The following is a 23777-nucleotide window of genomic DNA, read 5'->3' as shown; positions in this document are numbered from 1 at the left end:
TTATGACCGTGCGAGCAGCCGTCGCCGGAGCCGGCGGCTATGCGGGAGGCGAGCTTCTGCGCCTGCTTGTGGCCCATCCCGGCGTGGAGATCGGTGCGCTGACCGGCCGGTCCAGCGCGGGCCGGCGGCTCGGCGCGGTGCAGCCGCACCTGGCCCCGCTGGCCGGACGGGAGGTGCTTCCCACCACCGCCGACGCCCTCGCCGGGCACGACGTGGTCTTCCTGGCCCTGCCGCACGGCCGGTCGGCGGCGGTCGCGGAGCACCTCGGCGACGACACCCTCGTCGTCGACTGCGGCGCGGACTTCCGCCTGGCGGACGCCGCCGGGTGGGAGACGTTCTACGGCACCCCGCACGCGGGCACCTGGCCCTACGGGCTGCCCGAACTGCCGGGCGCGCGAGCCACGTTGGCGGGTGCCCGGCGCGTCGCTGTGCCGGGCTGCTACCCGACCGCGGTCCTGCTGGCCCTCTTCCCCGCGTACGCGGCGGGGCTGGCGGAGCCCGAGGCGGTGGTCGTCGCGGCGTCCGGCACGTCGGGCGCCGGAAAGGCACCGCGGGCGGACCTGCTCGGCAGCGAGGTCATGGGCTCCATGCGGCCGTACGGCGTGGGCGGCGGCCACCGGCACACGCCGGAGATGACGCAGCACCTCAGCGCCGTCGCGGGCCGCCCGGTGGCCGTCTCCTTCACCCCGACCCTGGCACCCATGCCCCGCGGCATCCTCGCCACCTGCTCCGCCCCGGCGCGGCCCGGCGTCGGCGTGGACGACGTACGCGCCGCCTACGAGAAGGCGCTGGGCGACGAGCCGTTCGTACGGCTGCTGCCCGAGGGCCGGTGGCCCAGCACCGCGGCCGTGTACGGATCGAACACCGCGCAGGTCCAGGTGGCCCTCGACCCGGCGGTCGGCCGGATCATCGCGATCAGCGCCATCGACAACCTCACCAAGGGCACCGCGGGCGGGGCCGTGCAGAGCATGAACATCGTCCTCGGCCTCCCCGAAGGGCTGGGGCTGACCACGATCGGAGTCGCACCGTGAGCGTCACCGCGGCACGAGGGTTCACGGCGGCGGGCGTCGCCGCGGGCATCAAGCACAACGGCGGCCGGGACCTGGCTCTCGTCGTCAACGACGGGCCGCGCCGCGCGGCGGCGGGCGTCTTCACCTCCAACCGGGTGCGGGCGGCGCCGGTGCGGTGGTCCCGGCGGGCTCTCGCGGACGGCGTGATCCGCGCGGTCGTGCTCAACTCCGGTGGTGCCAACGCCTGCACCGGGCCCCGGGGTCTCCAGGACGCGTGCGACACCGCCGAGCGGGCCGCGGGGCGGCTCGGCCTGGCCGCGTCGGACGTGGCGGTCTGTTCCACCGGGCTCATCGGCGTGCCACTGCCCATGGACCGGGTCCTGGCCGGCGTCGACGACGCCGTCACCCGGCTGTCCGCATCCGGCGGCCAGGACGCGGCGATCGCCGTCATGACCACCGACACGGTGCCCAAGACGGCCGTCGTCACCCGGGACTCCCCCCGGACGGGCTCCGGGGCGGGCTGGACCGTCGGCGGCATGGCCAAGGGCGCCGGCATGCTCGCCCCGGGCCTGGCCACCATGCTCGTCGTCCTCACCACCGACGCCGACGTCGGGGCCGAGGCGCTCGACCGCGCCCTGCGCGCCGCCACCCGGGTCACCTTCGACCGGATCGACTCCGACGGCTGCATGTCCACCAACGACACCGTGCTGCTGCTCGCCTCCGGCGCCTCGGGCCTCACCCCAAAGTACGAGGCGTTCGCCGAGGCCGTACGCACCGTCTGCGAGGACCTGGGACGGCAGCTGGTCCGGGACGCCGAGGGCGCCGGCAAGGAGATACGCGTCGAGGTCGTGGGCGCCGCGAGCGAGGACGACGCCGTCGAGGTCGGCCGCTCCGTCGCCCGCAACAACCTGCTCAAGTGCGCCGTGCACGGTGAGGACCCCAACTGGGGCCGCGTCCTGTCCGCCATCGGCACCACCTCCGCCGCCTTCGAACCGGACCGGCTGCGCGTCGCCGTCAACGGCGTGTGGGTCTGCGAGAACGGATCGGTGGGCGAGGACCGCTCGCTGGTGGACATGACCGGCCGTGAGGTCGGGATCACCGTGGATCTCGCCGAGGGCGCGGAATCCGCCGTCATCTGGACCAACGACCTCACCGCCGACTACGTCCACGAGAACAGCGAGTACTCATCATGAGCGCGACTCCCTCCCCCCGGCCCGGTCCCCGGCCGTCCGGCCCCGACCGCTTCGGCGGGTCCGCGGCCCTGCCCAAGGCCCATGCCCTCGTCGAGGCCCTGCCCTGGATGGCGCGCCACCGGGGCGAGACCGTCGTCATCAAGTTCGGCGGCAACGCCATGGTCGACGACGGTCTGAAGGCGGCCTTCGCCAAGGACGTCCTCTTCCTGCGGCACGCGGGTCTCAACCCGGTCGTGGTGCACGGCGGCGGCCCGCAGATCAGCGCGCAGCTGCGGCGCCTGGGCCTGGAGTCCCGGTTCGAGGGCGGGCTGCGGGTGACCACCGACGAGACGATGGACGTCGTGCGGATGGTCCTGGCCGGGCAGGTGCAGCGCGAGCTGGTCGGGCTGCTCAACGAGCACGGCCCGCACGCGGTGGGCATGACGGGTGAGGACGCCCGTCTGATGACCGCCGTCAAGCGCTACGCGAGGGACGGCGCTAGGCCCGTCGACATCGGCCGCGTCGGCGAGGTCGTCCGCGTCGACACCGGGGCCGTGCGGGCCCTCATCGACGACGGGCGCATTCCCGTGATCTCCTCCATCGCCCGGTCCGAGGACGACAAGGACGCCGCCGGGGGCGGGGTGTTCAACGTCAACGCCGACACCGCCGCGGCGGCCCTCGCCGCCGCGCTCGGCGCCCGGACGCTGCTGATCCTGACCGACGTCGAGGGTCTGTACGCGAACTGGCCGCACAGCGACGAGGTGATCCCGCGCCTGACCGCCCGCGAACTGGCCGCGCTGCTGCCCTCGCTGGCCTCCGGGATGGTGCCCAAGATGGAGGGCTGCCTGCACGCCGTGAACAACGGGGTGCGCACGGCCCGCGTCGTCGACGGCCGGGTCGAGCACGCCATCCTGCTGCCGATCTTCACCGACCAGGGCGCCGGCACGGTGGTCGTGCCGGACGACGCGTCCGGTCGTGAGGGGGCGACGGCGTGAGCGGCGGCGAGGGCCGCCGCGGCAGGGACGACATGACCGGCCCCGAGGGGCCGGGCTTGAGCGCCGTGACCGGCCGCCGGGAGGTCACCGACGGTGCCTCCCGGCGGCCGGTGCCGTCCCACGGATAGCTGTACCGTACAGCCGTTCGAGCGCCACTCCGACGCCGATCCAGCCAGCTCTGCGAGATTTCTCGCCAGTTGTGTGCACCCTTCCCCATGGAGGCATGATGGCGCGTCAGGCCGGACAGTCCGCGGGGTCGCATGGCGGCCCGGCAACCGCTCTCCCGCAGACCCCGCCCCGCCAGCCGCATGCCTCGGGGGTGGCCACGCCGCGCCGGGGCCAGGTGCTGACGACCAAGGTGGGCCTGCAGATGCCGACCGGGATGGCCTACGACGAGTGGGAGCGGGCCGGGCGCCAGCTCGCCGACGTCCTCGACTCGTCCTCCTGGTGGCTCGGCGACTGGCTCGTGTACGGCAAGGACCACTACACCGACCGGTACCAGCGCGGGATACGCGCCGTCGGCCTCTCCTACCAGACCCTGCGCAACTACGCGTGGGTCTCGCGGCGTTTCGGCCTCGCCCGGCGCCGGCCCGCCCTGAGCTTCCAGCACCACGCCGAACTGGCCTCCATGCCGACCGAGGAGCAGGAGCTCTGGCTCGACCGGGCCGAGCGGCGGCAGTGGACCACCAAGCAGTTGCGCGGCGCCATCCGCGCCGCGCGTCGCGACGAACGGCAGCCACCCGCCCCCACCGAACCGAGCCGGCGTCTGGAGGTGCCCGGCGGCCGCCTCCAGTGGTGGCACAAGGCCGCGGAGCAACTGGGCGTCGACTTCGAGCAGTGGGTCACGGCCACACTGGACAGCGCGGCCGCGACCGCGCTGGAGGAGCTCGGCGGGCCGGAGGAGGGCACGGAGATCTCCGGCCCCGAGGACGTCGGCAGCCTGGCCGCGCCGGCCGCGGACGTCCCCGGGGACGACGCGCCGCCCGAGGACCGCGCCGGGCGCGCCCGGCCGGTGGCCGTCCGCGCCTGACCGCCCGGCACCGGTGCCTCGGGCCGGTCACGGCAGCCGGCTCATCAAAGTGGCGGTCCCGCGCTTGTGCAGGCACCCGCTCTGCCCGAACGAGTCCCTCACCCGCTCGCGCACCTCACCCGGCTGCTCCTGGCTGAGCTTGAACATGCCCTCGGCCCCGGTCACCGTGAGCCGGAAGGCCCCCACGCCGGGCGCGATCTTGCGGAAGTAGTCGAGCGACTCGGTCATGTCCCAGCCGTCGCCGAACTCCCCCTCGAAGGCGCGCACGGTGGACCGCACCACGCCGAGCGTCTCCTCCATCGAGTCGATCTTCTCCACCACACCCCGGACGTGCACCGCGGTGAAGTTCCACGTCGGTGCGGCCGGCGTCACCCCGTACACCGTGGGCGACACGTACGAGTGCGGACCGGTGAACGTCAGGAGCAGGACGCCGCCCGTCTCCAGCGAGGTCCAGTGCGGATTGGCCCGGTTCATGTGCCCGAGCAGCGTGGCGCCCGGCAGCTCCCCACCGGGGTCGAGTGGGGTGTCGGGGTCGAAGATGACCGGCAGATGCGTGGCGAACGGCCCTTCGTCGGGATGTCCGTTGGCCACCGCGAGGGCCAGCGGATTACCACGGATCAGGTCCACCATCCACGAATCGCTCGGTTCGCGGTAAAAGCTGGGCACGAACATGCGGTTTCACCTCTTCGGCAGTTGACTCGACGCATGACTCCGGTTTCGGGCATGCCGGATCGCATTGCTCCGGACATCCACGTCATCGGCAGTGCCATGCGGAGATTCGGGAATTGGCGCCGAACGTAACTCCGTCCCGTCGACAGGACAACGCTTTCAGGGTCCAGAGATACTCAAGTCGCTCTCCAGCGGCCCTCATGTGCCATTCGAGTTGCCTTCGAGCGTTCCCCGAGGCAAGACTGCAGACGGTCTCTCGGGCTACCGGCCGAGTTTTCCAGACGCGAACGGGAGAATTTCGATGGGCATAACTGGCAGGCGCAACCAGGAGATCTACGACGTGGTCGGTATCGGGTTCGGCCCGTCCAACCTGTCGCTCGCGATCGCCTTGGACGAGCACGGAGCGAGCGCTCCGCAGCATCCGGTCAAGGCCCACTTCTTCGAGCGGCAGCCGTCGTTCGGCTGGCACCGGAACATGGTGCTGCCGTCGACGACCATGCAGATCTCGTTCATGAAGGACCTGGCGACCTTCAGGAATCCGATGTCCCGGTTCACCTTCATCTCGTATCTGCACGCCTCCAACCGGCTGGTGCAGTTCGTGAACAACCAGGACTTCTTCCCGACCCGGAAGGAGTTCCACCAGTACCTGGAGTGGGCCGCCGCCGGCCTCGCCGACCGGGTCACCTACGGCGCCGAGGTCACCTCGATCCGGCCCGCCGCCGGGTCGGGGGATCTCTCGCCCGACCTCCTGGAGGTCGAGGTGCGCGGCGCCGACGGCACCACCAGCGTGGTCACCGCGCGCAACGTGGCCATCTCCACGGGCCTGGTGCCGCGCCTGCCGGAGGGCGTGACGGCCGACGAACGGGTGTGGCACAGCTCCCAGTTCCTGGGCAGGTTCAACGCGCAGTCCCCGGACGACCTCAAGAGTGTGGCGGTGGTGGGCGCCGGCCAGAGCGCGGCCGAGATCACCCGGTTCCTCCACGACTCGCTGCCGCACGCCCAGGTCCGCGCGATCGTCCCGTCGTACGGCTACTCCGTCGCCGACGACACCCCCTTCGCCAACCAGGTCTTCGACCCCACCGCGGTCGACGACTACTACTTCGGCACCGACCGGGGACGGGACGCCTTCTGGCGCTACCACCGCAACACCAACTACTCGGTGGTCGACGCCGACGTCATCCGGGACCTGTACCAGCGCGCGTACGCCGAAGAGGTGAGCGGCGTCAAGCGGCTGCACTTCAGCAACCTCACCCGGGTCGCCGAGGTCCGGCGCGCCGGGAGCGCGACGCAGGTCGTCCTGCGCTCACTGCTCGACGACCGGACGGAGGAACTCTCCGTCGACGCGCTGGTCTTCGCCACCGGCTACGACGGCATGGACCCGGCCCGTCTGCTCGGTGACTTCGACCGGCACTTCCAGCGCGACGCGGCGGGCCGGCACCGGCTGGAGCGCGACTACCGCCTCGTCCCGGCCTCGGACCTGACCTGCGGGGTCTATCTCCAGGGCGGCACCGAGCACAGCCACGGACTGTCGTCGTCCCTGCTGTCGAACATCGCGGTGCGCAGCGGTGAGATCGCCGACTCGATCATGCTGCGGCGCACCGAGCGGGAACTGGAACGCGACCGTCCGGTGGAGGCGGCGCCGCCGGCCGCCTGAGGCGGCGGCACCCGCGGGGACACGGGCCGGCCGTGGGCGGCGATCCACGACAACAGCCGAGGGACGGCGCCCGACACGGGCGCCGGGGCGCGGCACCGGGCCCGCCCCGGCCGGGCGGTGGGCCGCACGGCCCGTCCCGGCGGCACTTCGGAAACCGACATTCGAGCGAAGGTGAGGGCAGTGCCCGTGACACTTGAACCCTGGGCTCAACCCGCGGTGGACGGACGCCGCTGCGGTCCTCCGTCACCGGCGGCCCTGGGCCGCGAGCTGACCGTCGCGGTACGGAGGGACGGGGACGAGGCACGCGGGCTCGCCCGCCGTCTCGTCGGCTCCCTCTCGCCGCGGGCCCGCCTCGTCCTGCTGCGCGCACTGGCCGAAGCCGACGCGCGGCACGGGGAGGACCGCGCCGCCGGGCCCGACGGCCGAGCCGGGGCCCGGCCGACCCCGCACGACGGCCCGGCCGACGGTCTCATCCGTCTGCGGTTCGCCGACGCGCTCACGCTCGACCGGGCCGGCGCCGCCTTCGGCGCCGGATCAGGCCCGGGCCTGGGCGACGCGTGGAGCGACCCCGCGACGCTGACCCTCCAGATGGCCGGTGACGCCGGCGTCGACACCCTGCGGTCCGTGCTCGCGGTGCTCGACGCGGCGGCGGTCACGGCCGAGTCGCTCACCGTGCACAGCCGTGAACTCGACGACGTCCTCGCCGCGTTCTCCGGCCTGCTCTGAGTCCGGGGCGCGGTCGCCGTGCCGCTCCCGCTGGGCGGCGTAGACCGCGAGGAAGGCGGCGAGCCCCCGCACACCGCCGCCCGGTCCGAGGGCGGTGACCGGCACGTTCCGTCCGAACTCCCGCGACAGTCCGCGGTGCGCCTCGAGCGCGGCGGCCACGAGTTCACCCGGGGCGCGGTGCGGGCGGCCCGCGTCACCGGCCAGGGCCAGTGCCTCGGCCCAGGCCCGGGAGGCGATCTCGTCCTGGCGCGGACGCGGTACCGGGTCGGGGTCCGGCATGGCTGCCTCCTCGGCGGCTGGCTGCTCTCGGTACAGGTGCTTCCCTGGCGTCGTGAGGTGCGTGCGGTGCTTGAGGCTTGAGAGATGTGAGGTGCCCGCGGTGCGCGGTGCGGTGCGCCGACGGGTCTGCCGTGCGTACCGGTGGTCCCCCAGCATGCACGGGCGCGCCACAAAGCTCTGACGCGGTCCTGACGTCCCCCTCGGTCCGCCCGGCGCGACGGGGCCGGGGGCCGCTCAGGCCAGGTCGTCGCGGGTCACCCGGCGGTGCGCGGCGCGCCAGGTGCCGTGGGCGCGCACGAGGACGTCCTCCATGACGCACACGTACAGGACCCTGGGGCCGCCGTCGCCCGGCGTCGCGTACACCAGGGCGGAGCAGCGGGTGCGCAGCGACCCGTCCACCTGGGGACGGACGTCGAGCATGCCGACCCAGTGGTCGAGGCGGTGGCCGGCCCGTCGCTGCCGTGCGGCGCCGGCGCGCACGTAGTGGGCGAGTCCGGCGCGGGCCCGCACCGGTTCGGGCAGGGACGGCAGTTCCAGGACGGCGTCCTCGGTGAAGGTGCGCGCCCAGAGTTCGGTGTCGTGCGCGTCCAGGATCCGCATCTGGTGCGCGTAGAAGCGCTGCGCCTGCGCGTACAGGGCGGCGAACTCCACGCTGGTGGACGGGCGTGCGGCGGTGCCCGCCAAGTCGGCGGTCATGGTCTCGGCCTCCGTTTCCGTCCGGGTCCCCGAAGTGGGGCGCCGATCGTCCTTTCCGTCGGGCCGCGGTCGTTTCCGCACGAAACCCTATGGACGACGGCTCGAGAACCGGTCGAGATCCGCCACAGGGCCGCGGGCGCGCCGGAAACCGTCCGCCGCGCCGGAAAAGGCCCCGGGGACTGCGGCGACTCGGCCGAATCCCATGCCTCGGGGAGCGAATACTCGAGTCGTTCTCCGGCGCGACTCCAGTCATGTACGAGGAACGCGACGGCGTAGGGCGTGAAAAAGGGCCGCGGCACCTCCGGCGAGGGGAGGTGCCGCGGCCCTTTTGGCCGCGTCGGGAAAGCTCAGCCGGACTTGCGACGGAATCGCCGGGCGCTGTTGTTGGCGGCTCCGCTGCCCTTGATCTTCAGACGGCTTTCCAGGTGTGCGCGCTGGGAGCGGGCGTTGTTGGCCTTCCGCTCGAGGGCCTGGCGGAACTTACGCCTGGCATCGGTCTCGGCGGCGTTCTGCTCCGGCTGTTCGGTCATGCGTACCTCCATGCGAGTTGTCGAGCTGATTCACTGTGGCAGTCCCGGCGGTGAGGCGGGAGGGGCGTCCGGAGCCCGGCGACGGAATTCCGCCAGACCGACGAAGACCCGTCCGGGACCGGTCGAGATTCGACCAGTACTCAGGCGATCTCATGCCGTGCCGGTTCTACCCTCGGAATTCCGTCAGTCGGTGCCATCTGGGAAGGAACGGCCATGGGCGAGACCAAGGACCGGATCGAGGAGCTCGTCCGTGAGTACCACCGGGAACAGGCCCCGGGGCCGTTCGTGCCCGGCGTCAGCCCCGTACAGGTCTCCGGCGCGGTGCTCAGCGCCGAGGACCGGCTGGCGCTGGTGTCGGCCGCGCTGGATCTGCGGATCGCCGCCGGGACGTCCTCGCGTCGCTTCGAGCGCGACTTCGCCCGGTTCATCGGCACCCGCAAGGCGCATCTGACGAACTCCGGGTCGTCCGCGAACCTGCTGGCGCTCAGCTCACTGACCTCGCCGCAGCTGGAGGAGGAGCGGCTTCGGCCCGGCGACGAGGTCGTGACGGTGGCCGCCGGCTTTCCCACCACGGTCAGTCCCATCCTGCACAACGGGCTGGTCCCGGTCTTCGTGGACGTCGAGCTGGGCACGTACAACACCACGCCGGAGCGGATCGCCGCCGCCATCGGCCCTCGGACGAAGGCGATCATGATCGCGCACTCGCTCGGCAATCCCTTCCAGGTGGCGGAGGTCGCCCAACTGGCCGAGGATCGGGGCCTGTTCTTCGTCGAGGACAACTGCGACGGGGTGGACTCCACCTACCGGGGCAGGCGCACCGGCTCCTTCGGGGACCTGTCCACGACGAGCTTCTATCCGGCGCACCACATCGCGATGGGCGAAGGCGGCTGTGTGCTGACCAGCAACCTGGCCCTGGCCCGGATCGTGGAGTCCTTCCGGGACTGGGGCCGCGACTGCTGGTGCGAGCCGGGCGAGGACAACCGGTGCATGAAGCGCTTCGACCAGCAGATGGGGAAGCTGCCGCACGGCTACGACCACAAGTACATCTTCTCCCACGTGGGCTACAACCTGAAGGCGACCGACCTCCAGGCGGCCCTGGGGCTCAGCCAGTTGAGCCGGATCGACGAGTTCGGCGCCGCCCGCCGCCGCAACTGGCGGCAGCTGCGGGAGGGCCTGGAGGGGCTGCCGGGCCTGCTGCTGCCGGAGGCCACCCCGGACAGCGACCCGAGCTGGTTCGGCTTCCTGATCACCGTCTCGCCGGACGCCTCCTACAGCCGGGCCGCGCTGGTCGACTTCCTGGAGTCCCGCAGGATCCACACCCGGCGCTTCTTCGCGGGCAACCTCACCCGCCACCCCGCCTACGCCGACCGGCCGCACCGGATCGCCGAGCCGCTGGTCAACAGCGACCTGATCACGGACCAGACGTTCTGGGTCGGGGTGTACCCCGGGCTGACGGAGGAGATGCTGGACTACGTGATCGACTCCGTACGGGAGTTCACCGCCCGCCACTGACGGCGTGCGGTCGCGCGCTCCCGGTACACCGGCGCCCCCTCCCGGTCTCGGACGGGAGGGGGCGCCGGTGTTCGCCGGCCGCCGGTCAGACGGCGTACTCGGCCAGTTCGGCGGCGAGTCGGGCCTCCACGTTGGCCTTGATGCGGGTGCCGTCCTCCTCGTGGGTCTCGGTGAGGACCTCACCGGTGGAGTGGATGCGGGCGACCAGGTGGCCGGCCGTGTACGGGAGCAGGACCTCGATCTCGGTGCCGGGGTGCGGGAGGTCCTCCTCGATCCGGGCGCGCAGCGCGTCGATGCCGTCCCCTGAACGCGCCGAGACGGCGATCGCGCCGGGCTCGGCGGCCAGCAGGCGCTCCAGGGTCCGCGGGTCGGCGGCGTCCGCCTTGTTGATCACGACTACCTCCGGCACGCCGTCGCCGCCCACCTCGCCGACGACGGCGCGGACCGCCTCGATCTGGGCCTCGGGGTCGGGGTGCGAACCGTCCACGACGTGCAGGATGAGGTCCGCCTCGGCGACCTCCTCCAGGGTGGAGCGGAAGGCGTCGACCAGCTGGTGCGGCAGGTGCCGTACGAAGCCGACGGTGTCGGCCAGGGTGTAGGCACGCCCGGCGGGCGTCTCGGTGCGGCGCACGGTGGGGTCGAGGGTGGCGAACAGGGCGTTCTGCACATGGGCGTCGGCTCCGGTGAGCCGGTTGAGCAGGGAGGACTTACCGGCGTTGGTGTAACCGGCGAGGGCCACGGAGGGAACCTTGTTGCGGCGCCGCTCCTGCCGCTTGAGGTCCCGGGAGGTCTTCATGTCCTCGATGTCGCGGCGCATCTTGGCCATCTTGTCGCGCAGCCGCCGCCGGTCCGTCTCGATCTTGGTCTCGCCGGGGCCGCGGGTGGCCATGCCCCCGCCCCCGCCGCCGCCCATCTGCCGGGACAGCGAGGCGCCCCAGCCGCGCAGCCTGGGCAGCATGTACTGCATCTGCGCGAGGGCGACCTGGGCCTTGCCCTCGCGGGAGGTGGCGCGCTGGGCGAAGATGTCGAGGATCAGGGCGGTGCGGTCGACCACCTTGACCTTCACGACCTCCTCCAGCCGTACCAGCTGGGCCGGGCTCAGCTCACCGTCGCAGACGACGGTGTCGGCGCCGGTCTGCTCGACGAGGTCGCGCAGTTCGGCCGCCTTGCCGGAGCCGATGTAGGTGGCCGGGTCCGGCTTGTCCCGGCGCTGGACGACGCCGTCGAGGACGAGGGATCCGGCGGTCTCGGCGAGGGCGGCCAGCTCCGCCAGGGAGCTCTCGGCCTCGGCGATCGTGCCGGAGGTCCAGACACCGGCCAGCACCACGCGTTCCAGGCGGACCTTTCGCTGCTCGACCTCGACGACGTCCCTGAGTTCGGTGGACAGGCCGGCCACGTGCCGCAGGCCGGTCTCCTCGGTGGCGTCGATGGCGTCGGCGGGGCCGATGAAGGTGCGGGCCTGGGGCGTTTCGCTCGTGTGGTTCGTCAACGTGTTCCTTTCGGTTTCCCGCGGTTCGGGAGCGGTGGGGGGTCGGGTGGGGCTGGTGGCCCGCGGGTCCGGTGGCGGGCTCAGGGTGCGAGGCGTCCGGTGAGTCGTATGTCGGCCGAGGAGGAGCCGACCTGGACCGCGCGGGCGCCGGGGGCCGGCTGCCAGGCGTCGCGGGCGGTGTCCCAGTACTGGAGGGCGCGGGCGCCGACCGGGACGGTGACGCGTTTCTCCTGTCCCGGCGCGAGGGTCACCTTGGTGTACCCGGCGAGCTTCCTGACCGGCTGCGGTACGTCGGTCTCCGCGCTCGCGCCGAGGTAGACCTGGACGACCTCCTTGCCGGTGCGGTCACCGGTGTTGCGCACGGTGACCCGCACCGCGGCGCCGGTGGCGGTGCGCTCGACGGCCAGGTTCCTGTAGGCGAACGAGGTGTACGACAGGCCGTGGCCGAACGCGAAGAGCGGCTGTACGCCCTGCTGGTCGTACCAGCGGTGGCCCACGTGCACGCCTTCGCTGTACTCCTGCTCGCCGTTGACGCCGGGGAAGCGCTCGGGGTGTCCGGCCATGGGGTGCGCGTCCTCGGCGGCGGGGAAGGTCTGGGTGAGCTTCCCGCCGGGGTTGGCGTCGCCGTACAGCAGGGCGGCGGTGGCCTGGGCGCCTTCCTGGCCGGGGTACCACATCTGGAGCACGGCGGCGGTGTCGTCGAGCCACGGCATGAGCACCGAGGAGCCGGTGTTGAGGACCACGACGGTGTTCGGGTTGGCCTCGGCGACCGCCGCGATCAGCCGGTCCTGGCCGTCGGGCAGGGACAGCGAGGGCCGGTCGTAGCCCTCGGAGCCCTCGTCCTGGGCGAAGACGACGGCGGTCTCGGCGGCGGCCGCCGCGGCCACGGCGCGGTCGAAGTCGGCGGCGGCCTGCTGGGGCGTGACCCAGGTCAGGTCCACCTCCAGCGGGCGGTCCGGCCATGCCCAGCCGCTCATGGTGACCTGGTGGGTGCCGCGGGTGAGCTTCATCGGGACGCTCGTGGTGTCGCTGAAGGAGTCGGCGGCGTAGACCGGGGCCTGGCCGTCGATCTGGAGGGTCGCCATGCCGCCGTCGACGCGCATGCCGATGCGGTAGTCGCCGTCGGCGGGCACGGTCAGGGTGCCCTGGTAGAACTGGCGGTCGCCGCCCGCGTCGAGCTGCTTGCCGTTGGTGAAGGCGGGGCTGAGGCTGTCGGCGGACAGGGGGCCGCCCAGCCGGTCGATGCCCGGCTCGTAGGTGACGGTCGCGTTCGCGCCCGCGCGCTCGCGCAGCACGTCGACGGGTGCCGCGGCGGCGTCCGGGACGACGTGGGCGCTGCCCAGGCCGGAGACCTTGGGGCGCTTGGCGCTGTCGCCGATGACGGCGAGGTCGGTGCCGGCCGTGCCGGTCAGCGGCAGGGCGGGGCGGTCGCCGGTGGTGGTGTTGCGCAGCAGGACGGCGCCGTTCTCGGCGATCTCGCGGGCGGTGGCGCGTCCGGCGGCGGTGTCGCGCACGGGGCGGGCCGGGGCGGTGGTGGCGAGCAGCCCGAAGCGTTCCATCCGGCCGACGATGCGGGTGACCGCGGTGTCGAGGGCGGTCTCGGGGACGGTGCCGTCCTGGACGGCGGCCTTCAGGGCGGCTCCGAAGTACTTGGAGTCGGGGACGGGGTCGGTGGGCTTGCCCATCTCCAGGCCGAGTTCCTGGTCGAGTCCCTTGGTGAGGTCGGTGGTGGCGTGGGTGGCCAGCCAGTCGGACATGACCCAGCCCTTGAAGTCCCACTGGTCGCGCAGCACCGACCGCAGAAGGTGGTCGTTGCCGCAGGAGTGGGCGCCGTTGACCTTGTTGTAGGAGCACATGACGGCCGCGGCGCCGGCGTCGACGGCGGCCTGGAAGGCGGGGAGTTCGACCTCGTGGAGGGTCTGCTCGTCGATGGCCGCGTCGACGGTGAAGCGGTCGGTCTCCTGGTTGTTGCCGGCGAAGTGCTTGACCGTGGCCATCAGGCCCTGGCTCTGGATGCCCTCGATCTCTGCGGCGGCGGTGCGGGAGGTGACCAGCGGATCCTCGCTGAACGTCTCGAAGTTCCGCCCGCCGTGCGGCACCCGGATGATGTTGACCATGGGAGCGAGCACCACGTCCTGGCCGAGGGCGCGGCCCTCGTGGCCCAGTACCTCGCCGTACTCCCGCGCGAGGCCGTCGTCGAAGGTGGCGGCGAGCGCGGTCGGGGTGGGCAGCGTGGTGGCGCGGGTGCCGTTGAGGCGTATCCCCGTCGGGCCGTCGGAGACCTGGAGCGAGGGTATGCCGAGGCGGGGGACGCCGGGCAGGTAACCCACTCCGCGGGCGAGCGGCCCGTCCTCGGGCCCGGCGGTCCAGTGCACGAACGACAGCTTCTCGTCCAGGGTCATCCGGTCGACCAGGGACCGGACATGGGCGCTCCCCTCCTGCGCGGTGGAGGGGGCGGGGGCCGCCGTCGCCGGGCTGAGCAGGCCACCGGCGCACCCGAGCGCGACCGCGACGGCCAGCAGCCGGGCCGGCCGGGCCGGGGCGAGCCGGCCGTGGCCGCCGGTACGGGGGCGGGGGCGGAGGCCGGGTCTGGACTCCTTTGACCCGCGGCGGAAGAGCATGAGGTCTCCGTAGGTTGTCGGTCGGCCCGGGTGGGCCGGTTGTGTCTGATGAGGTGACATGTCGCCCTCCCCGACTCGGCCCGCTCTTCCCGCGAGGAACGTAACCGTCCTTTTCCGAGCGGGCAATTGACCCAAGTCGTCCGGGAGGGCCGGTGCGTCCGCCGCGAGGGTGCGGGGGCCGGGGGCGGGAGGGTGGCCGGAGCAGCGGATGCCGTGCGCCGCCCGGGGCGTGGGCCCGCGGGGCGGCACCGCACGGCGTCCGCTCCGGGACGCCGGCACGGCAGCGGCTCTCCAGCGGACTTCGAGCGGTTCTCCGGTGGATCTCCGGCGGGTCCGCGCTGGGTCCGCGCTGGGTCCGCGCTGGGTCCGCGCTGGGTCCGCGCTGGGTCCGCGGTGCGTCTCGCCGGGTCCGCGCTGGGCGTGCCGTCAGGTCCGCGCTGGGCGTGCCGTCAGGTGCGGACGCCGACGAACAGGCCGCGGCCGGAGGGGCCGCCGGGAAGGAACTCGGTGTCGAGTCCGGCGCGTTCGAAGGCGAGTTCGTAGGCGGAGCGCGGGAAGAGGGTGATGCGGTGGCTCTCCGACAGGTGCTCTATGTCCTCTCCGGGTTCGGCGACGAGGTAGTGCACGTCGATGCGGGTGGCGTCGTCCTCCAGTCTGGAGTGGGAGACCCGGGAGATCGTCTTCCCCTCGGCCTCCACCACGGCGGCGCCGACGTAGCCGGGGGTGAACGTGTCGGGGAACCACCAGGGTTCGACCACGACGACGCCGCCGGGTGCGGTGTGGGCGGCGAAGGTGGCCAGGGCGGCGTCCAGTTCGCTCTGGTCGCTCATGTGGCCGATCGAGCTGAACATGCAGGTGACGGCCGAGTACGTGGTGTCCAGGGCGAAGTCGCGCATGTCGCCGTGGTGGACGGTGGTGCCGGGGTTGCGGTGCCGGGCGGCGGCCAGCATGTCCGGGGACAGCTCCAGCCCTTCGACGCGCTCGAAGCGGTCGGCGAGATGGGACAGGTGCAGGCCGGTCCCGCAGGCCACGTCCAGGAGGCTGCGGGCGCCGGGGACCCGGGCGGTGACCAGTTCGGCCAGGTCGGCGGCCTCCCCGGCGTAGTCCTTGCCCTTGCCCTGGTGCACCAGGTCGTAGACCCGGGCGATGGCGCCCGTGTAGCCGTCCGTGGGACGGGCGTCGGTGGTGGTCACTGGGGCTCTCCTCGGCGTCGGGATGTGGAGCGGGGGCGGCCCGGGCGGGCGGCCGTGAGCTGTTCCAGCCGGGTCACGACCGCGGCCGGAGTGGGGTCGGCGAGGGCCTGCGCGCGCAGCCGGCGCGCTCCGGCGGCCAGCGCCGGGTCCTCTACGGCCCGGACGATCGCGGCACGCAGCGTGTCGGTGTCCAGCTTGTCCGGCGGCAGGTCGATGCCCGCGCCGGCCTCGGCGTGCAGCAGGGCCTTGAGCGGGGCGTCCCACAGGGCGCCGACGATGATCTGCGGTACGCCGTGCAGGGTGGCGGTGGAGTGGGTGCCGGCGCCGCCGTGGTGGACGATCGCCGAGCAGCTGGGCAGCAGGGCGTCCAGGGGGACGAAGTCGACCACGCGGATGTTGCCGGGCAGCGCGTCGCGGTCGGCGAGCTGGGCGGCGTCGAGGGTCGCGACGATCTCGGCGTCGACGTCCCCGAGGGCGTGCAGCAGGTTCTCGAAGGGGACGGCGTCGCGGCCGAAGGTCTCCCGGGCGGAGACTCCGAGGGTGAGGCAGACCCGGGGGCGGGAGGGCGGTGTCCGCAGCCAGTCCGGGACGACGGAGGGGCCGTTGTAGGGGACGTAGCGCATGGGCAGGACGTCGCCGACGGCCGGCAGGCGCAGGCTCGCGGGGGCCGGGTCGATGGTCCAGTCGGCGGTCACGATCCTCTCGACGGCCTCGGCGTCGGGGGTGATGCCGTGGCGCTCCAGCGTCCAGGTCAGCCACTCCGCCATCGGGTCCTCGCGCCGCTCGGCCGGCTGGCGTGTCATCAGGTCCAGGAACTGCGCACGGGAGTTGAGGATGACGTCCGGGCCCCACAGCACCCGGGCGTGCGGGGTGCCCGTCACGTGCGCGGCGATGGCCCCGGCGTAGGTGAAGGGCTCCCAGATGATCAGGTCGGGGCGCCAGGAGCGGGCCACGTCCACCAGGTCGTCGATGGTGGTGTCGCCGTTGAGCGGCGCGAACGACATCGCGGTCATCATGGTCTGCTGGCCGAGGGCGTGCTCCCAGCCGAACGGCAGGTGGCGGGTCTCGGCGAAGTCCAGTCCCCGCTGGTACGGGGTGGGGTCACCGGCTATCCGCGTCATCAGCTCGGTGATGGAGTCCAGGTCGCCGACGGGCTGGGCGGTCAGGCCGGAGCCGTTGACGACCTCGGTGAGGGCGGGCTGGCTGGCCACCCGGACCTCGTGGCCGGCCGCGCGCAGTGCCCAGGCCAGGGGCACCAGGGGGTGGTAGTGGGTGTTGTGCGCGAAGCACGTGATCAGGACGCGCATGGCGTCGACTCCCTCTTGGCGACCGGGAAACGGGCGGGGGCGAGCAGGACGGGCGAACGCGGCCGGGTCACCGGCTCGCCGGCCTCCCGCAGGCGCGGCAGGGTCTCGGCCAGGGTGCGCAGCGCGGCGGTGGCCATCGCCGTGATCAGGGGCGCGGACAGGGCGAAGTGCAGGTCCGGGGCGAGGCCGAGGGGGGCGGCGCCGGCCGGTGCGGCGGGGTCGCGGCCGGCGGCGGCGAGGAGGACGACGACCCGGCCGCCGGCGGGCAGGACGGTCCCGGCGAGAGTGGTTTCCCTGCGGGTGACCCGGGTCTCCAGACGGACCGGCGGGGCCGTCCGCAGGGTCTCCCGGACGGCCTCCTCGGCGAGCGCCGGGTCGGCGGCGAGGCGCTCCCACGCGCCGGGCAGGGCGCGCAGGCGCCGTACGGCCTCGACGATGAGCACGGCGGTGGTCTCGGCGGCGCTCACGGCCAGGACGCCGGCGGCCCGGACCGCCTCCTCGCCGGCGTCGGACAGGTGCCGGGCGAGCAGTTCGGCGAGGGCGGCCTCGGCGGCGCGCGTCGCGCGGGCGGTGGCGTACGGCTGGGGGCAGACCAGGCCGTCGAGGGCGTGCCGGCAGTCGGGCAGGACGCGGGCGAACTCCTCGTGTGCGGCGTCGGGCAGGCTGAGCTGCTCGGCGAGGACGGGGCCGGGCAGCCGGCGGGCGAAGTCCTCGGCGAGGTCGAAGCGCTCGCCGCAGCTCTCCAGGAGCCGCCGGGCGTAGGTGGCGGTGCGCTGCGCGACGCAGTTCGCCTCCTGCGCCCACAGCAGCGGGCCGCCGAACGCGGTCAGCGGGGCGAGGCGGGCCGCCGTTGCGCGGTCGAGGGCGAGCAGGTCACTGCGGCAGGGCAGCTCCTCCTGCCCGACCGGGGTGCCGTCGGGGCCGGTGCCGTCGAAGGCCGGGTCGGTGAGGACCTGTTCGGCGACGGCGCGGTGGGCGGTGACCCAGGTGTCCAGCGGCGCGCTGTGGTACAGCGGGCCCCGCTCGCGGACGCGTTCCTCGTGGCGGGCCGGGTCGTCCGGTCCGGCGCGCAGGAGCAGTCCGTACGGGTCGTCCTCGATGCCCGCGAACCACTGGGCGGCGCGGGTGAGCTGGTTACGGCGCGCGACGTGTGCCTCGGCCAGGGCGGCGCCGTCCCGCTCGGTGGACGGTGATCGCGGGGACGGCGGCTCGGCGAGGGACGGTTCGGCGGGGGCCGGCTCGGCGAGGGACGGTTCGGCGGGGGCCGGCTCGGCGAGCGGCGGTTCGGTGGGCGCCGATCCGGCGGACAGCGGCTCGGTGGAGATCCGCTCCGCGGACAGCGGCTCGGCGGACAGTGGCTCGGCGGTCATGTGCGGCTCCTCATCTGTCGCCGCCGGGCAGCGCTCCGGTCCAGGCGTCGATCGCGCGGGCGGTGTCCGGGGCGTGCTCGGTCATCATCGTGAAGTGGTTGCCGGGGACGTCGGCGGTGGTGTGGGCGTCGTGCCACACCGAGCGCCAGTCCCGGTCCGGGTCGGTCCAGGGGGCCATCGGCAGGCCGGCCCGGAGGTGCAGCACGGGGGCGCGGGTGGGTCGCGGCCTCCAGTCCTGGAGCAGCCGGTGATAGGCGCCCATGGCCGTGAGCCGGGTGTCGTCGAGCGGCACGACCGCGCGGTCGGTGGCCCAGCGCAGCATGACGTCCCGCCAGACGCCCATCGCCCCGGGGTCGGCGGGCGTGTAGATGTCGGCGAGGACCAGCCCGGCCGGCCCGGCGCGGCCCTCGCTCTCGAGGTGTCCGGTGAGGGCGTGGGCCAGGTTGGCGCCGGCGGAGTGGCCGATCAGGACGTAGGGCCGGCCCCCGGTGTGCTCGGCGAGAGCGTCGGCGTGCGCGGCGCACAGTGCCGTCAAGGAGTCCGGCAGCGGCTCACCGGCCCGGAACCCCGGTTGCGGCAGGGCCAGTACGGTGCGCCGGCCGTCCAGCGCGGCGGCCAGGGCGGCGAACTCGGCCGGACCGGAGACGGCGGCCGTGCCGGCCAGCGCGATCAGCAGCGGGCCGTCCTCATGGCCTTTCGCGAGCCGGACGGGGCGCGTCGGCCGCCGACTGGCGGTGGTGAACACCGGGCGCAGCGCGGCCACGGCCGACAGGGCGTCCACGGCATCGCCCACCCGGCCCTCGTCGAGGGCCGCGCGGTACAGGGCGACCAGGGTGCCGTCGGTGCCGGTACCGGTGGCGTGCGGGGCGTCCGGCTTCTCGCGCCCGAGCAGGTCCAGCAGATGGGCGGTGAGCGCGTCGGGGGTGTCGTGCTCCAGGAAGGTCTCCGGCGGCAGGTCGGTGCCGGTGGCGCCGGCCAGCCGGCGCCTGAGGCGGGTGACGGCGAGGGAGTCGAAGCCGCTGTGGGTGAACGGTGTGTCGGTGGCGACGTCGTCGGCGCCGTCGAGGCCGAGCACGGCGGCGGCCTCGGCGCACACCAGGGTGCGCACGGCGGCGGTGCGGGCGTCCGGGTCGAGTGCGGCCAGTTCGCGGCCCAGGTCGCGAGGGGCGGTCTCCGGAGCCGCCCGGTCCGGGTCGTCACGGTCCGGGTCGTCGCCGTTCGACGTGTCCGGGCCGGGGCCGCCGGTCAGCTCCCCGATGAGGGGGCTGGAGCGGAAGCCGGTGAATCCGGCGGCGAACCGGGACCAGTCGGTGTCCGTGACGGTGACGGTCGCCTCGCCCGCGCCGACGGCGCGGAACAGCTCGGTGAGCGCGTCGTCGGGGTCCATGGGACGGACTCCGCGGCGCCGCAGGTGGGCGGTGCCCGCGCCGTCGCCGAGGTCGCCCATGCCGCCGCCGCCCCACAGTCCCCAGGCGACGGACGTGGCGGACAGTCCTTCGGCGCGACGCCGCTCGGCGAGCGCGTCCAGCGCGGCGTTCGCCGCCCCGTAGGCGCTCTGCCCCGCGCTGCCCCACACGCCCGCCCCCGACGCGTACAGCACGAACGCGTCCAGTTCCGACGACCGGGTCAGCTCGTCCAGATGCAGCGCACCCGTCACCTTCCCCGCGTACACGTCGCGGACGAGGTCCGGTCCGGTCTCGGTGAGCGGGGCGAGCTGCGGGACGCCCGCCGCGTGGAACACGGCGCTCAGCGGGGTGTCGGCGGGGACGGCGGCGAGCACCTCGGCGAGCGCGTCCCGGTCGGCGACGTCGCAGGCGGCGAAGGTCACCTTGGCGCCCAGCGCGAGGAGTTCGGCCTCGAGGGCGTCGGCTCCGGGGGTGCTACGGCCGCGGCGGCCCACCAGTACCAGGTGGCCGGCCCCCTCGCGGGCGAGGCGGCGGGCCAGCCGGCCGCCGAGCGCTCCGGTGCCGCCGGTGATCAGTACGGTGCCGCGTGCCCGGTACGGGGCCGCGCCGGGCTGTGGCGCGGGGGTGAGCCGGCGGCCGTGGACGCCGTCGGCGCGTACGGCGACCTGGTCCTCGTCGCCGGCCAGGACGGTGGCGAGCCGGTCCCAGTCGGTGGCGCCGGGCACCGGGGGAAGATCGGCCAGGCCGCCCCACAGGGCGGGCAGTTCGAGGGCGGCGGTGCGGCCGAGGCCCCACAGGGCGGCGCCCGCGACACCGGGCAGCTCGCCGGGCGCGACGGCCACGGCGCCCCGGGTGACGCACCACAGGCGGGCGGGTACGGCACTGTCCGCCAGGGCCTGGGCGAGGGACAGAGTGGCCCGTACGACGGCGGGCACCGGTTCGGTCGCCGAGGCCGCACCGGACGCCCCCAGGGCCGCACCGGACGCCGCCGGGGCCGCGGCGGACATCGCCGAGGCCGTATCGGGCGTCGCGGGTGCCGGCGCCGGTTCGTCCAGGCCCAGCAGGGACAGCACTCCGCGCGGGGAGCCGGCCGCCAGGCCGGTGTGGGCGTCGCGTACGGCGGCGGCGAGCGAGTGCCGGTCCGCGGTGGCGGGGTCGGCGGCGAGGCGGTGAACGGTGGCACCGCGCGCGGTCAGGGCCCGCGACGCCGCGTCCCCGGCGGCGGACCCGGCCCGGGGCTCGACCAGCAGCCAGGTCCCGTCCGGCCCGGTCCGGCCGGCCGGCACGGGCCGCCAGGTGACCCGGTAGCGGCGGGGCCCGGTGGCCCGGTCCGTGGTCCGTGGCGTGGGTTCGATCCAGTACCGGCGGTGCTGCCAGGCGTACACCGGCAGCGGAACGGCGGGGGCGGGGTGGCCCGGGAAGAGGCGGGCCCGGTCGAGTGGGGCGCCGCGGGTGTGGGCGGTGGCGACGCCCCGCAGCAGCGTGGTGGTCTCGTCACGGTCCCGGCGCAGCAGGGGCACCGTGGTGCCGGGATCCGCGCCGTCGGCGAGGGTCTCCTCGGCGGCGCCGCACAGCACGGCGTCCGGGCCCAGTTCCACGAAGGTGGCGGCGCCGAGGTCCCGGGCGGTGCGGACGGCGTCGGCGAAGCGGACCGTGCCGCGCACGTGCCGGGCCCAGTAGGCGCCGGTGCGCAGGTCGTCGCCGGTGGCGCGGCGGCCGGTGACGTCGGAGACGACGGGGATGCGGGGTGCCCGGTAGGCCAGCCGGTCCGCCAGCGCACGGAACTCCTCCAGTACCGGGTCCATCAGCGGGGAGTGGAAGGCGTGGCTGACGGTCAGCGGCCTGGTCCGGTGGCCGAGGGCGCGCAGCGCGGCGCCGATCCGTTCGACGGAGGCGGTGGCGCCGGAGACGACCACGGAGCGGGGCCCGTTGACGGCGGCCACGTCCACGAGGGGGTCGGAGCCGAGCAGGGCGCGGACCTCGTCCTCGGGCGCGCGTACGGAGAGCATCGCGCCGCCCGGGGGGAGGTCCTGCATCAGCCGGCCCCGGGCGGCGACCAGGGCGCAGGCGTCTTCGAGGTCCAGGACGCCCGCCGCGTGGGCGGCGGCGATGCCGCCCACGGAGTGGCCGAGGACGACGTCGGGCCGCATCCCCCAGTCCTCCAGGAGGCGGAAGAGGGCGGTCTCCAGGGCGAAGAGGGCGGCCTGGGTGTTCTGGGTGCGGTGCAGGGCGTCCTCGTCGTCGAGGAGGGCGGTCAGCGGCCGGTCCAGATGGGGGTCGAGGAGGGCGGCGACGGCGTCGAAGGCCTCGGCGAACACGGGGTGCGCGGCGTGCAGTCGGCGGCCCATGCGCAGCCGCTGGCTGCCCTGCCCGGTGAAGAGGAACGCGGTCTTCGCGTCGCGTCGGAACACGCCCCGGACGAGGGCGGGGTGCTCCTCGCCCGCGGCGAGCGCGTCCAGGCCCGCGGTCAGCCGGTCGGCGGTGTCGCCGAGGATCACGGCACGGTGCTCGAAGGCGGACCGGGTGGCGGCGAGGGCGTGTCCGAGGTCGCGCGGGTCGGTGCCGGGTGCGGCGGCGAGGTGCTCGCGCAGTCCGGCCGCCTGCGCCCGCAGGGCCTTGGCGGACCGTCCGGACACGAACCAGGGGACGAGGCCGGGCCCGGAAGGAGGCGGGGTGGCGGTGGTGCCCGTGGGTATGCGCGGGGCCGACGGCGCGGCGGGCGGTTCCTCCAGGACGACGTGGGCGTTGGTGCCGCCGACGCCGAAGGCGGAGACACCGGCGCGGCGTGGCCGGTCCGCGGTGGCCGGCCAGGGCACGGGCTCGGTCAGGAGGCGCACGCGGCCGGCGGACCAGTCCACGTGCGGGGTGGGCGTGCCGGCGTGCAGGGTCTTCGGCAGCAGGCCGTGGCGCAGTGCCTCGACCGTCTTGATGATGCCTCCGACGCCGGCCGCCGCCTGTGCGTGGCCGAGGTTGGACTTGAGCGAGCCGAGCCACAGCGGGCGTTCGCCCGGCCGGCCGGGCCCGTAGACGTCCAGCAGCGCCTGGGCTTCGATGGGGTCGCCGAGCCGGGTGCCCGTGCCGTGCGCCTCGACGGCGTCGACGTCGTGCGGTTCCAGGCCGGCGTCGGCCAGCGCCCGGCGGATCACCCGCTGCTGGGAGGGGCCGTTGGGGGCGGTCAGCCCGTTGCTGGCGCCGTCCTGGTTGACGGCGGTGCCCCGGATGACGGCGTGGACGGTGCGTCCGGCGCGTACCGCGTCGGAGAGCCTCTCCAGCACGAGGACGCCGACGCCCTCGGCCCACCCGGTGCCGTCCGCGTCCGCCGAGAAGGCCTTGCACCGGCCGTCGGCGGCCAGGCCCTTCTGCCGGGAGAACTCCACGAAGGCCGCCGCGTCCGGCATGACCGCCACCCCGCCCGCCAGCGCCAGACCGCACTCGCCGCGCCGGAGGGCGGCGACGGCCAGGTGGACGGCGACGAGGGAGGACGAGCAGGCGGTCTCGACGGTCATCGCCGGGCCCTCGAGCCCGAGGACGTAGCTGATGCGCCCGGACAGTACGGCGTCCGCGCTGCCGGTGAGCAGGTAGCCCTCCGAGCCGGCCGGGACCCGGCCGGGGTCGGTGGCGTACTCGCCGTGCGCGGCGCCCACGTACACGCCGGTGCCGGAGCCGCGCAGGGTGCGCGGGTCCAGGCCGGTGCGTTCCAGTGCCTCCCAGGTGGTCTCCAGGAGCTGCCGCTGCTGGGGGTCCATGACGACCGCCTCGCGCGGCGAGATGCCGAAGAACGCGGCGTCGAAGTCGGCCGCGCCGGTGAGGAATCCGCCTTCGGCGCAGTACGTGGTGCCCTCCGACTCGGGGTCGGGGTCGTACAGGGCGGCCAGGTCCCAGCCGCGGTCCTGCGGGAACGGTCCGACGGCGTCCGTCCCGGAGTCGACCAGCCGCCACAGGGCCTCCGGTGAGTCCACACCTCCCGGGTACCGGCAGGCCATGCCGACCACGGCGACCGGCTCGTGCGCTGCCTCGGTCAGTTCCCGGTTGCGCCGGCGGAGCCGCTCCGTCTCCTTCAGTGAGGTCCGCAGCGCCTCCATCAGCTTCTCGGAGGACATGGCCATCGGTGAGGGTCA

At 74.3% G+C, this 23777-nt stretch carries 16 protein-coding genes and 1 pseudogene; 8 read left to right on the top strand and 9 right to left on the bottom strand.

Annotation, left to right across the window (positions count from 1 at the left end):
- Positions 1–2 precede the first annotated feature (2 nt).
- The 4 genes from argC to QC283_RS12950 all read left to right on the top strand — a co-directional run bounded on the left by argC (position 3) and on the right by QC283_RS12950 (position 4207).
- Positions 3–1031, top strand: a complete 1029-nt coding sequence (gene argC / locus QC283_RS12965; protein ID WP_279561622.1) for an N-acetyl-gamma-glutamyl-phosphate reductase — start codon at positions 3–5, stop codon at positions 1029–1031.
- Entirely contained in the window at positions 1028–2203 is a 1176-nt protein-coding gene (gene argJ, locus QC283_RS12960; protein ID WP_279561621.1) for a bifunctional glutamate N-acetyltransferase/amino-acid acetyltransferase ArgJ, read from the top strand. The genes argC and argJ overlap by 4 nt, the downstream gene beginning before the upstream one ends.
- On the top strand, positions 2200–3177 hold the full coding sequence (gene argB / locus QC283_RS12955) for an acetylglutamate kinase (RefSeq protein ID WP_279561620.1): 978 nt from the start codon (positions 2200–2202) through the stop codon (positions 3175–3177). Before argJ ends, argB begins: the two co-directional genes overlap by 4 nt.
- 319 nt (positions 3178–3496) lie before the next feature.
- Positions 3497–4207 (top strand): LmbU family transcriptional regulator, encoded by a 711-nt coding sequence (locus QC283_RS12950; protein ID WP_279561619.1) that lies wholly within the window; start codon positions 3497–3499, stop codon positions 4205–4207.
- A 27-nt stretch (positions 4208–4234) separates the two neighbouring features.
- On the opposite strand, the gene QC283_RS12945 is transcribed toward QC283_RS12950, so the two are convergent.
- Positions 4235–4879 (bottom strand): FMN-binding negative transcriptional regulator, encoded by a 645-nt coding sequence (locus tag QC283_RS12945; RefSeq protein ID WP_279561618.1) that lies wholly within the window; start codon positions 4877–4879, stop codon positions 4235–4237.
- 298 nt (positions 4880–5177) lie between these two features.
- Between QC283_RS12945 and QC283_RS12940 the strand changes: the two genes are divergently transcribed.
- The 3 genes from QC283_RS12940 (at position 5178) to QC283_RS12930 (ending at position 7616) form a co-directional block, all read left to right on the top strand.
- The gene (locus QC283_RS12940; RefSeq protein ID WP_279561617.1) at positions 5178–6530 is read left to right on the top strand and encodes a lysine N(6)-hydroxylase/L-ornithine N(5)-oxygenase family protein; all 1353 of its coding nucleotides are present in this window, start codon (positions 5178–5180) and stop codon (positions 6528–6530) included.
- 186 nt (positions 6531–6716) lie between these two features.
- Complete coding sequence (locus tag QC283_RS12935) at positions 6717–7256, top strand: hypothetical protein (protein ID WP_279561616.1); 540 nt, start codon at positions 6717–6719, stop codon at positions 7254–7256.
- 18 nt (positions 7257–7274) lie between these two features.
- Positions 7275–7616 (top strand): hypothetical protein, encoded by a 342-nt coding sequence (locus QC283_RS12930; RefSeq protein ID WP_279561615.1) that lies wholly within the window; start codon positions 7275–7277, stop codon positions 7614–7616.
- 153 nt (positions 7617–7769) lie between these two features.
- On the opposite strand, the gene QC283_RS12925 is transcribed toward QC283_RS12930, so the two are convergent.
- Positions 7770–8231 (bottom strand): nuclear transport factor 2 family protein, encoded by a 462-nt coding sequence (locus QC283_RS12925; RefSeq protein ID WP_279561614.1) that lies wholly within the window; start codon positions 8229–8231, stop codon positions 7770–7772.
- Positions 8232–8578: 347 nt separating this feature from the next.
- Complete coding sequence (locus tag QC283_RS12920; RefSeq protein WP_279561613.1) at positions 8579–8761, bottom strand: DUF5302 domain-containing protein; 183 nt, start codon at positions 8759–8761, stop codon at positions 8579–8581.
- 213 nt (positions 8762–8974) lie between these two features.
- Here QC283_RS12920 and rfbH point away from each other — a divergent pair, with 213 nt between their 5' ends.
- Positions 8975–10273, top strand: a complete 1299-nt coding sequence (gene rfbH, locus QC283_RS12915; RefSeq protein ID WP_279561612.1) for a lipopolysaccharide biosynthesis protein RfbH — start codon at positions 8975–8977, stop codon at positions 10271–10273.
- Positions 10274–10358: 85 nt separating this feature from the next.
- On the opposite strand, the gene hflX is transcribed toward rfbH, so the two are convergent.
- The 6 genes and pseudogenes from hflX to QC283_RS12885 all read right to left on the bottom strand — a co-directional run.
- Entirely contained in the window at positions 10359–11720 is a 1362-nt protein-coding gene (gene hflX / locus QC283_RS12910) for a GTPase HflX (RefSeq protein ID WP_279561719.1), read from the bottom strand.
- A 122-nt stretch (positions 11721–11842) separates the two neighbouring features.
- A complete protein-coding gene (locus QC283_RS12905; protein WP_279561611.1) occupies positions 11843–14383 on the bottom strand; it encodes a glycoside hydrolase family 3 protein in 2541 nt (846 codons plus the stop codon).
- 449 nt (positions 14384–14832) lie between these two features.
- The gene (locus tag QC283_RS12900; RefSeq protein ID WP_279561610.1) at positions 14833–15576 is read right to left on the bottom strand and encodes a class I SAM-dependent methyltransferase; all 744 of its coding nucleotides are present in this window, start codon (positions 15574–15576) and stop codon (positions 14833–14835) included.
- Positions 15573–16883, bottom strand: coding sequence for an activator-dependent family glycosyltransferase (locus QC283_RS12895; protein ID WP_279561609.1), 1311 nt, complete (start codon positions 16881–16883; stop codon positions 15573–15575). The genes QC283_RS12900 and QC283_RS12895 overlap by 4 nt, the downstream gene beginning before the upstream one ends.
- On the bottom strand, positions 16871–18253 hold the full coding sequence (locus tag QC283_RS12890; protein ID WP_279561608.1) for a cytochrome P450 family protein: 1383 nt from the start codon (positions 18251–18253) through the stop codon (positions 16871–16873). The genes QC283_RS12895 and QC283_RS12890 overlap by 13 nt, the downstream gene beginning before the upstream one ends.
- Before the next feature lie 10 nt (positions 18254–18263).
- A pseudogene (locus QC283_RS12885) lies at positions 18264–23765 on the bottom strand (type I polyketide synthase); the annotation flags it as partial.
- Between the last annotated feature and the right edge of the window lie 12 nt (positions 23766–23777).

The sequence above is a fragment of the Streptomyces sp. DH41 genome, from assembly GCF_029813785.1.
Classification (GTDB): domain Bacteria; phylum Actinomycetota; class Actinomycetes; order Streptomycetales; family Streptomycetaceae; genus Streptomyces.
This window is presented reverse-complemented; position numbering and strand designations above follow the sequence as displayed.